7 protein-coding genes are annotated in these 11,044 nt (G+C 49.9%); all 7 read left to right on the forward strand.

Annotated elements, in window-relative coordinates:
* The first annotated feature begins 59 nt into the window (after positions 1-59).
* Positions 60-2,243, forward strand: a complete 2,184-nt coding sequence (locus tag FP815_00475) for an ATP-dependent helicase (protein MBA3013415.1) — start codon at positions 60-62, stop codon at positions 2,241-2,243.
* Positions 2,240-3,535: a bifunctional folylpolyglutamate synthase/dihydrofolate synthase gene (locus FP815_00480; GenBank protein MBA3013416.1), complete on the forward strand. Its 1,296-nt coding sequence runs from the start codon at positions 2,240-2,242 to the stop codon at positions 3,533-3,535. The genes FP815_00475 and FP815_00480 overlap by 4 nt, the downstream gene beginning before the upstream one ends.
* A gap of 19 nt (positions 3,536-3,554) precedes the next feature.
* The gene (locus tag FP815_00485) at positions 3,555-3,842 is read left to right on the forward strand and encodes an HNH endonuclease (protein MBA3013417.1); all 288 of its coding nucleotides are present in this window, start codon (positions 3,555-3,557) and stop codon (positions 3,840-3,842) included.
* A 966-nt stretch (positions 3,843-4,808) separates the two neighbouring features.
* Positions 4,809-5,900, forward strand: coding sequence for an ATP-dependent 6-phosphofructokinase (locus tag FP815_00490; protein ID MBA3013418.1), 1,092 nt, complete (start codon positions 4,809-4,811; stop codon positions 5,898-5,900).
* 331 nt (positions 5,901-6,231) lie between these two features.
* Positions 6,232-8,469, forward strand: a complete 2,238-nt coding sequence (gene pilB, locus FP815_00495; GenBank protein ID MBA3013419.1) for a type IV-A pilus assembly ATPase PilB — start codon at positions 6,232-6,234, stop codon at positions 8,467-8,469.
* Positions 8,470-8,658: 189 nt separating this feature from the next.
* Positions 8,659-9,546, forward strand: a complete 888-nt coding sequence (locus tag FP815_00500) for a bifunctional 5,10-methylene-tetrahydrofolate dehydrogenase/5,10-methylene-tetrahydrofolate cyclohydrolase (protein ID MBA3013420.1) — start codon at positions 8,659-8,661, stop codon at positions 9,544-9,546.
* 84 nt (positions 9,547-9,630) lie between these two features.
* The coding region (locus FP815_00505) for a carbon monoxide dehydrogenase (protein MBA3013421.1) at positions 9,631-11,044 on the forward strand (1,414 nt) is incomplete at its 3' end.

Below are 11,044 nucleotides of genomic sequence, written 5' to 3' on the forward strand. Positions count from 1 at the left end.
GGAAAGTGTCTCCCCTTACGTTCAGTTGCAGGGATTTTTTCACTATGGTATAGGTCGCCATGCAACAATCACTCTTTGGCGAAATAAAACGCACATCACCACCACGTCCCCCCAAAGCTTCCCACTTTCACGGCCTGAACTCGCCGCAGATGGAGGCTGTTACCACTATTGATGGTCCTGTTCTGGTTATTGCCGGCGCTGGCAGCGGCAAGACCCGAACCTTGGTACATCGAGTGGCATACCTGATTGAACAGGGGGTGCAACCTGAACGGATACTACTTCTGACCTTCACCCGGAAATCAGCCCAGGAGATGCTCAATCGGGCAAGCGATCTCTTGGATGAGTCCTGTAGTCGAGTGATGGGAGGCACATTTCATGCTGTCGCCAGTCTTCTCTTGCGGAGGTATGGGCATCATTTGGGCTATACTCCTCAATTTACCATTCTGGATCGTTCCGACGCCGAGGGTATCGTCAACCTGCTCAAGGCCTCGCTCGATCTTAAAGACTCTGATCGGCGTTTTCCCTCCCGTAAGGTAATTATTAACATCCTAAGCCAGACTGTGAATAAAGGGCAGACCATCGCTGATGCGGTCAGTCAAAGATATGCTCATTTTGTCGATTTCATTGGGGATTTTGAGCAGATTTCCCAGCATTACCTCAAGTTTAAGCGTGAGCATAACCTGATGGACTACGACGATTTGCTGCTCAACCTGCAGCGGGTCCTTGCCCTCCCAGAGGTCGGCGCCGAGATTGCCGTTCGCTATTCCTATCTGATGGTTGACGAATATCAAGATACTAATCCGGTGCAGGCCGAGATTATCCGCTTGCTTGCCTTGCCTCATCGTAATGTTATGGTGGTGGGTGATGACTCTCAGTCGATCTATTCCTTCCGGGGCGCCGATTTCCGTAATATCATGGAGTTTCCTAAACTCTACCCTGAGGCGAAGTTGATCCGTTTAGAAGAGAACTATCGCAGTACCCAGCCTATTCTGACCATGACCAATGCCATCATTGAACAGGCGGCAGAAAAGTATACCAAGAAGTTGTTCACCTCAATTGAGGGGGGGCAGAAGCCGCTCATCTACTCCGCGCGAAATGACTCGGATCAGGCCGTTTATGTGGCCGGCGCCATCGCGCAATTGGTCCGGGAGGGGACGGCGCCTGACCAGATCGCGGTTCTCTTTCGTTCCGGTTTTCATTCGTACAAACTAGAGTTGGAGCTTGCCAACCGACATCTGCCCTTTGAAAAGCGAGGGGGGATGAAGTTGACCGAGTCGGCCCATATCAAGGATATTCTGTCCTTGCTGAGAGTTATCTATAATCCTCAGGATAATCTGTCATGGAACCGTATTCTGCTCTTTGTTGAAAAGGTGGGTCCTAAGACCGCCCAGACTATTCTGTCTACAATCAAGAGTGGCGATGACCCGATTGAGGCCTTGTCCCGCTACCCAGCCGGTAAATCTTGGCGGCAGGGGATTGTTTCCCTTGTCGCTGCGTTGCGGGAGATTCGTGATCTTGCGACACCCCTCAGCCAATATGAAGCAGCCATGGCATATTATCAGGAGGTGTTTCACCGGCTTTATGCCGATGACTATCCGACCAGGGCCAAGGATCTGGAGCAAGTAAAGGATATTGTCGCTGAATATAAGACCTTGGATGATTTTATCCACGACACGGCGCTTGATCCACCTGAGGTAACAGTGGCAGAGGCAGGCGGCGCAACCGGGCAGAGCGGGGCGTTGATTTTATCTACCGTTCACTCGTCAAAGGGGTTGGAGTGGGACCATGTTTTTATCATCTATTTGGTCGAAGGAAAGTTTCCCTCGGCAATGGCCCAGACTGTCGAGGAGATTGAGGAAGAGCGGCGGTTGCTTTATGTCGCTGCCACCAGGGCGAAGAAATATCTCTATCTGGTTTATCCGCGAGAAGTTGCCCAGGCCGGACGTTTGGGTGAGCCGGCGATGATCTCAAGATTTTTGGAGGAGATTCCCTCGGGGTTGACCATGGCCGCGAACAAGAAGCCTGGAATGACATCAACGGGTTTCTCCCCACAAGCCGTGGTGCGGAGAAAGGCGCTCTTGTCCAAGGATGACCTTACCGGGTCTCAGGTTCGGCATCCTTTTTTTGGTGAAGGACGGGTGATGAAGATGGTTGGTCCACGAACCGTGGAAATATTTTTTACCCGGCATGGGCAGAAGACGATTAATCTTGACTATATCAAAATGGAGATTGTGGATCCGTGAAATACCAGGAGGCGTGGCAATTCTTAGATAATCTTCAGTTTTTCAAGATCAAGCTCGGACTTGAAAGCATGACCATGTTTATGGAGCGTTTGGGGAGCCCTGAGCGGGGGGTGTCCAGCATTCATATTGCCGGGACTAATGGTAAAGGATCTGTTGCTGCGACCACCCTTGCTATCTTGGACCGGGCTGGATTCTCTGTTGGTGTCTACACCTCGCCGCACCTGATTTCGGTTCGGGAACGCTTCCGTATTAATGACGAGTATATTGCAGAAGAAGATTTTGCTCGCCTTGCCACTCAGATTGTTGCGGTCCTTAATGGTGATCAGATTACCTATTTTGAATTTACCACTGCCTTGGCCTTTCTGTGGTTTGCTGAGCGGAAGGTTGATTGCGCCATTATCGAGACCGGTTTGGGAGGGCGTTTGGATGCCACCAATATCATTCGTCCACGGGTTTCGATTATCACCAATATCGCCATGGATCATGAGGCCTATTTGGGGACGACCCTGGCAGAGATCGCCGCTGAGAAAGCAGGAATTATCAAGGCAGGGGTGCCGGTGGTGTCCGGGGCCTCTGGACCTTCCGTCGCTGAGGTGATTCTTCAGGTGGCCCAGAAGGTCGAGTCCCCGCTGTATCTTCAAGGCAGAGATTTTCGTATGACTCGAACCCCAGAAGATGTTTTGGGGTATCAAGGCATAGGGGGGAAGTTTTCCGACTTGAAGCTGGGATTACGAGGGTCTTATCAGGTCGACAATACCGCGCTTGCTTTGGCTGGGATCGAGTTATGGCTCGGTCTCGAGAGGAGACTTGATCCTGATGTGGTGCGAGAAGGTCTGCTGGCTGTGCGTTGGCCTGGACGACTTGAGTTTTTTTCGGCGCTTAACTTTCAGGGGCGGAGCAGGGCGGTGCTTTTTGACGGGGCGCATAATCCGGCTGGCGTTGACGCACTCTGTGAAGCGTTACGGTCCGATTTTCATTACCATCGGGTGATCATGGTCTGGGCTTCAATGGGGGATAAGGACTTTCAGACTTGCGTGCGCAAAATCGCTCCGCTTTGTTCGCGGATAATTTTTACCCGTCCTGAGACTCTTCGTTCGGCTACCCCGGAGCAACTTGTTCATGCACTCCCTGAGGATCTCAGGAGTGTGTGTGTAAGCTCATCTTCGGTGGAGGATGCCCTGGAACAGGCGTATGCTTTGGCAGAGGCAGATGATCTGATCTGCATTGCCGGGTCGCTCTATCTTATTGGTCGAGCGCGGAGTGTGTTAGTGGGAGGCTTGGTTGGAGACTGATTTTTTTGAATTTTCTGGTATGGATGAGGCCTATGTTCGTCAGGAACGAAACAAGGCCAAGGAGCTGAGGAAAACTGGCTGGTGGCAAAGAAAGATCGGCGCCGGTGTCTGTTATTATTGCGGAGGGAATTTTTCACCTCAAAAACTGACCATGGACCATATCGTCCCCCTTGGCCGCGGTGGCTCCAGCGCTAAAGGGAACTTGGTGCCTGCCTGTAAGGAGTGCAATACTCAGAAGAAAACAATGCTTCCTTTGGAGTGGGAAGAGTACATGGCTCTCTTGGAGAAACAGAAGTCTCATCAGTAGATGATGGTTTTTGGTGTGGTAGATGGTTTGTTGATTGGGAGAGCATGAAAAGATCCGGATTGAGTCATAATTCAATCCGGATTTTTTTGTGGAGGCATTCAGTCAACGATAATTTACGTATTATTGTCTGAAGGTCTATTGCTGAAATCCTTATTGACCGCAAATGGTACAAATCGAGTAATCGTTCACCAGAAGCGTTGAACGTGCTGATTTCACCGGACTGTAAACGTTTACCGGGCACCCCAGCCGGAGTCTCCCTACGGTCGCTTACCTGCGCGATTTATATTGACCCGCTTCGTCGGTCAATAAAGCGGTCTGCGAAGTGTGCTAGTTGCACATGAGCAGGCCGCTGACAAAGCAGATGGGGTGCCCGGTGAACGTTTACCAAATCGATTTGACTTGATCATGTCTGATCAGACAACTGATTTTGCTTGATTTGCTTCATCTTCCATCTTGGTCATGATGCGATTTAGTAGGTACATAACAACAGGATAGCAGATAATAAAGACACCTGAGATGATTAGAGCTGTTGTAATTAAGTTATTCATGAGTTGCTCCCAAAGTGAAGGTGTTGGTGTGTGATGTTTTTTTTAATATAGACAGCATTTGTTATGCCAAGTTGATGATTTGTCTTAGAAATTTTGTAAATTCAGTAAGTTGAGTAGGTTTTCGAGTGATGCTGAGGCGGAGATGATGAGGGAAAACACCACAGTGTGGGGGTTTTCCCTAGCTCCCCGCAAGAAAAACAGGAAGGTGCTTGGTGGGTTGTTCATTCTATTGATGGAAGAGCGATTAGGATACTGAAATTTAATTTTACAGCGCCTAATCCACGGACGTTGTTCTCTTCCGATGTTATAATTATTGCTAGACAGTTTTTTGTGCTGTATGCAATAATATCGATATTCTATCCAGTTATTTTTCGGTCTGAATAATTTCTTTCCTTAGAAACAACCGTTCGAGGTGAATATGAAAAAAATTGTAATTTCCACTGGGGGTGGCGATGCCCCAGGTCTGAATGCGGTGATCTATGCGGTCGTCATGGCGGCTCATTATCGCGGTTGGGAAGTTTATGGAAGTCGGGGTGGATATAAAGGGCTGATTGACCTTGATGAACTGGTGCCGTTAACTCCAAAGACGGTTGCGGATATTACTGCCTTGGGCGGCACTATTCTGGGATCGACGAATAAGGGAAATCCTTTTTCAATGCCGATTAAGAATCTTGCTGGCGAGATCCAGGTCCATGATATCTCGGATCGGATTATGAAGAATTTTACCCGGATGGGATTTGCATGTCATATTGCGGTTGGTGGCGATGGGAGTCTTGATATTGCCCGGCGTTTTTTTGAAGAGAAAGGGATGCCTGTTATTGGAGTGCCGAAGACTATTGACAACGACCTGTATGCGACCCAGTTGACCTTTGGGTTTGATACCGCAGTGTCAACCGCAACCGATGCCATTGACAAGTTGCATTCGACGGCCAAGTCCCATGATCGGGTTATGGTGGTCGAGGTGATGGGGCGTGAGTCTGGCTGGATTGCTTTGAATTCCGGCCTGTCTGGAGGTGCGGATGTCATCCTTATTCCCGAAATTCCTTTTGACATGGATTCAGTTAGGCAAAAAATTGAAGATAATGAACTGCATGGGAAGCACTATGCTATTGTGGTGGTGGCGGAAGGAGCCACTGCCAAGAATTCCCAGGTGATCTGCAAGGATAACCAATGTGAGATCGGGCGCCAGGAAGTCTTGCTCGGCGGGATTGGCGACTGGGTCGCCAAGGAGATCCGCCAGCTGACAGAAAAGGATACCCGTTCACTGGTCCTTGGCCACATCCAGCGCGGGGGGTCGCCGACTACTTTTGATCGATTGCTGGCCTTGCGTTTTGGCGCTGCCGCTGTTCGGATGGTTGAAGAGAACCTTTTTGGTCACATGGTCGCTCTGGTCAATGGCGATATGCAGCGGGTCACTCTTGAGGAGGCGACCAGAAAGAGAAAGATGGTCGACATCAACGATGACAAGGTGTTGACCGCTCGGGAAATAGGGATCTGTTTGGGGGATTGATTGTTAGGGACGCGGAAATTACCAATTTACCATAACGCATCCCGGCTTTGGGCCATCTTTGGTCCACCTCAATCTCAAAATCCTCGACGTAGCGCTGCTACGCCTGCGGTTTTGTTCAATCGGTGCGACCAAATCTGACCCAGATCCGGGCGCGATCCAGGTAAATTGGTAATTTCCGAGTCCCTTAGTCGTCTGCGTCGATCGGTGAGATGGGTTGCCGGTTGAAGGCCTTAGCTCTTCTTGTTGTGAGTTATTTTATGTTGGCAACACTCTTCATTGGTATTTAATCATCTTTTTATGCTGCTGTAAGCAATTTTGAGAATCATCGCCTATGTCAATGACCGCACAAAAGCTGCCAGATCAGTCTAGTCTCCGGGCCTCGGTCAAGGATCAGTCTGGAGCTGGCAAGTTGAAGATTGGTGAAATCCTTCGGAAGGAAGGACTTATCACCAAAAATCAGCTGGATGAGGCCTTGGCCTTCCAGAAAAAAAACGGCGGTCGTCTGGGTAATGTTCTTAATCGTCTTGGCTATATTGAAGAAGACACCATTCTTAAAGTTCTGAGTCGGGTTCAGAATTTCCCCGCTGTCCTTATTGCAGACGAACCACCGAGTAAAGACGTACTGGGGGTCATGCCCTATGCTATTGCCCGTAAGTACATGGCTTTTCCCTTGCGCACGCTTGGTAAAACCTTGCACGTCACTATGTCCGAGCCTACCGATACGGCGGCGGTTGAGAGTCTGCAAGCGGAGGTCAAGATGGCCCTCTCCGTCAGTATTTCCATGGAGAAGGACATTATTGAAGCCTATCGGAAATATTACAAGCTCAGTGATGAGGAGTATCAGGAGCTGATCTTGGCCGGTGGGGATTCCGGCCCCATGGAAGAGGATGAAGGGCATGTCGCCTCGATTGACGATTTCGGAGCCTTGGCCTCTGAGGCGGCGGAAGAGTATGACCTTGATGTCGACGATGATTCCGAAGGAATGAGGGATCAGTACTCAGCCACGGATGCTCCCATCATCAAACTGGTTAATGGGATTCTGCTCAAGGCGGTCAAAGACGGAGTTAGTGATATTCATATCGAGCCGTATGAGAAAAACCTGCAGGTCCGCTATCGTCTGGACGGTACTCTCTATCGTTCAATGAACCTGCCGTTAAATATCAAGAATGCCTTGATCTCCCGAATAAAAATCCTGGCATCGTTGGATATCACTGAACGGCGAGTTCCCCAGGATGGACGTATAAAGATCCGCCTTACCAGGAGCCGGGCTGTTGACTTCCGGGTATCGAGTCTGCCTACCCTCTTTGGCGAGAGCATCGTCCTTCGTATCTTGGACAAGAGTTCCCTTAACGTTGACCTGACGAAACTGGGATTTGAAAACGCCACTTTTGAGACCTTGAAACGGTGTATCAATCGCCCTCAAGGCCTGCTGTTGGTTACCGGTCCCACCGGGAGTGGTAAGACGGTTACCCTCTATTCGGTCTTGAACTCGCTTAATGATGAGGGTACCAAGATCCTAACCGCCGAGGACCCGGTAGAGTTTAACTTTAAAGGTATCAATCAGGTCAATGTTCAGAGTGAAGTGGGTATGACCTTTGCCGCTGCTCTTAAGGCCTTTTTACGTCAAGATCCCGATATTATTATGGTTGGAGAGATCAGGGATATGGAGACCGCCGAAATCGCTATTAAGGCGGCGATGACCGGACATCTGGTCTTTTCGACTCTTCACACCAATGATTGTCCGGCCACCATCGGACGTTTGCTCGATATCGGCATTCCTCCCTTCATGATCGCTTCGGCAGTGACCATGGTTCAGTCTCAGCGCCTGGCGCGCCGTCTTTGTGGGGGGTGTAAGTCTGTCGTTGATAACACTTATACCGATCAGGAATTATTGGCGATGGGTTTTAAGGAGGGCCAGATTCAGGGGTTGTCGCTCCATGGGCCGAAAGGATGTCAGATTTGTAATGGTGGCGGCTATAAGGGACGGGTGGGTCTTTTTGAGCTGATGGAAGTGACTGATGAGGTATCTAAGGCGATTAATGCCCAGGTGCCGGAGGATCAACTCCGCAAAGTTGCTATCCAGGAGGGGATGACTCCGTTGCGTAATGCCGGTATTAATAAAGTTGTTGAAGGGGCAACCAGCATCGAGGAGGTCTTGCGGAAAACGGTTATCAGCGCCGAAAGCCTGCCGGCGTATCTCGTCAATCCGGATGTCGAGAATTATCAGGATGGCGACTATATCATTCGCCAGGGTAATCGTGATATTGACTTTTTTAAATTGATTCAAGGTGCAGTGGTGGTGGCCCGCGAAGGCAAAAAGATCGCGGAGATTTCTCAGCCTGGAGAATACTTCGGCGAAATGTCTGCTATTACCGGAGAAGTCCGGTCGGCAAGTATTGTTTCGAAAGGACGATCGATGGTAAAACGTTTCCCTGGGGATAAGTTGAGTGAGATTATTCTCAAATACCCGGAGGTCTCCGGGCATCTCTTTAAAACATTGGCTTCGCGGTTGTCGCAGGCTAATGCCATAATGGTCAAACTAGCGGCCGATTTATCCAAGAAAAGCTAAGTGTGTTCTTTCTGTTGATTTCGTATAACTACCTATTGATAACGCTGATGTGATACGGTATTATTTTTCCCCGATTGCCTAGCTGTGTGATTACCAGTTGTCATTGTTTACGCGGCCTTCCATTTGTGGGGATGTGCCGCGTAGTTATGTTATATCTAGGATCTCGAATAAAATTGAAGGAGTTAATTGATGAGCGCTAAAATTCTCAGTGGCACCGAAACCGCAAAGGTTATCCGCCAGGAGTTGACACAGGAAGTTGCCGAGCTTACGGCAAAACATAAGGTTGTTCCTGGTCTTGTGACCATTCTGGTGGGGGAGGACCCTGCTTCACAGTCTTATGTCACCGCTAAGAATAAGACTGCCAAGGAACTTGGCATCTACTCAGAACAGATTACTCTCCCTGTAGACACCTCGGAAGCGGATTTGCTGGCCTGTGTTGAAAAATATAATAACGATCCGAAAATTAATGGCATTCTCGTTCAATTGCCACTGCCGAAGCATATCAACGAAGCCAAAGTTCTCTTCACTATTGATCCTCTAAAGGATGTTGACGGTTTTCATCCGGTTAACGTCGGTAAGATGATGCTCGGAGAGCAGTGTTTTCTGCCCTGTACTCCGCACGGTATTCTTGAGCTTCTGGTTCGGGCCGGCGTTGAAACCAAGGGCGCTGAAGTGGTGGTGGTTGGCCGCAGTAACATTGTTGGCAAGCCTATCGCCAACCTCATGCTCCAGAAACGGCCTGCGGGTGACGCCACAGTCACTCTGTGCCATACTCGGACCAAGGATATGGCAGCACACACCAAGCGGGCCGATATTATAATCGCCGCTGTCGGTGTGCCTAAGTTGATCACTGCCGATATGGTGAAGGATGGGGTGGTGATAATTGACGTTGGTGTCAACCGGATCGGCATGACCGAGTCCGGCAAGGCGATTCTCGCTGGTGATGTCGATTTTGCGACGGTCAAGGAAAAGGCTTCTTTTATTACACCTGTGCCTGGTGGAGTAGGACCTATGACTATTACCATGCTGATGAAAAATACTGTCCAGGCTGCGAAAGTCGCCGCTGGATTGCTTTAGTCCTTACCTCCGACCAGGTCTTGAGATTACCACTGGCGGACAACTCGGACGACATGCTCCATTGATCTATATTGAGGGAAAATAATGGCTATGCGAAAATTAGATTGTGACGGCTGTACCAGTATCACCTGCTCCTCGACTCTGGAGGTTATGGAGCAGGATGTTGCCAAGAATGTCAAGACAGCCTATCACCGTGTCGCTGACCGTGGCATGTCCGCATGCTTGTTCGGCTCCGGCGGTACCTGCTGTCGGAACTGTAATATGGGGCCGTGTCAGATAATCGACGGTGTTGACGAGATGATCGGCATTTGCGGCGCCACTGCTGATACGGTAGCTGCTAGAAACTTTGCCCGTGTTGTTGCTGCCGGTTCGGCTGCCCACACCGATCATGCTCGGGAGATGGTGCGGGGTTTCCTGGATACTGCCAAGGGACACGGTCCTCATCAGATCAAAGATGTCGAAAAGCTTAAATCGCTGGCTGAGGTATTCGATATCGTCACTGAGGGACGTGAGGTTAAGGATATCGCCATTGAGCTTGGTGAAAAAGCCCTTTCTGAATTTGGTAAGCAGGATAATACTCCGATCTCCATGCTGAAGCGCGCCGTGCCCAAGCGTCAGGCTATTTGGAATAAACTGGGTATCGCACCTCGAGGCATTGATCGTGAAGTTGTCGAGATGATGCACCGTACTCACATGGGTGTTGATCAGGATTATGAGAACATCATGCTCCAGGCCTCCCGTTGTGCTCTTGCCGACGGCTGGGGTTCGTCGATGCTCTCTACCGAACTCACCGACATTATGTTCGGCACCCCGGTTCCTCGCCGAGCTATTGTTGATCTTGGTTCACTCAAACCTGATCAGGTAAATATCTGTGTTCATGGTCATGAGCCCTTGCTCGCCGAGTCTCTCTGTATCGCGGCTCAGGAGAAGGACATGCTTGAAATGGCGGCGAACCATGGCGCTAAGGGGATCAACCTGGTGGGCGTCTGCTGCACCGGCAACGAGATCCTCATGCGTCGGGGTATCCCGGTGGCTGCCGGTTTCATCCAACAGGAGATTGTACTTGCCACTGGTGCCGTCGAGGCGATGGTTGGTGATGTTCAGTGCCTCATGCAATCCCTGGTTGAGGTGGCGAATAACTTTCACACCGATATCATTACCACCAACTACCGGGCCAAGATGCCTGGGGGCGTGCATATTCAGTTTGAGGAGGCTGATGCCCTCAACTCTGCTAAGAGCATTCTTGCCCACGCCATCAAGAACTTTAAGAAACGTGGTAAGTTCTTTATCCCCCAGGATAAGAAGGTCGATGTGGTGGTTGGTTTCAGCCATGAGACCATCAACAATATGTTGGGAGGTACCTTCCGGGCCTCATATCGGCCGCTCAATGACAATATCATCAACGGCCGCATTCGCGGTGTTGCCGCCATCGTTGGTTGCGACAACTTTAAACTTGATGATAATGTTCATGAGATCATTGTTCGAGAACTGCTTAAAA

This window comes from Desulfobulbaceae bacterium (assembly GCA_013792005.1).
GTDB lineage: Bacteria > Desulfobacterota > Desulfobulbia > Desulfobulbales > VMSU01 > VMSU01.

Coding starts and splice junctions, on each gene's coding strand:
- FP815_00475 (MBA3013415.1), top strand. CDS start 60: ATGCAACAATCACTCTTTGGCGAAATAAAACGCACATCACCACCACGT.
- FP815_00485 (MBA3013417.1), top strand. CDS start 3,555: ATGGATGAGGCCTATGTTCGTCAGGAACGAAACAAGGCCAAGGAGCTG.
- FP815_00490 (MBA3013418.1), top strand. CDS start 4,809: ATGAAAAAAATTGTAATTTCCACTGGGGGTGGCGATGCCCCAGGTCTG.
- pilB (MBA3013419.1), top strand. CDS start 6,232: ATGTCAATGACCGCACAAAAGCTGCCAGATCAGTCTAGTCTCCGGGCC.
- FP815_00500 (MBA3013420.1), top strand. CDS start 8,659: ATGAGCGCTAAAATTCTCAGTGGCACCGAAACCGCAAAGGTTATCCGC.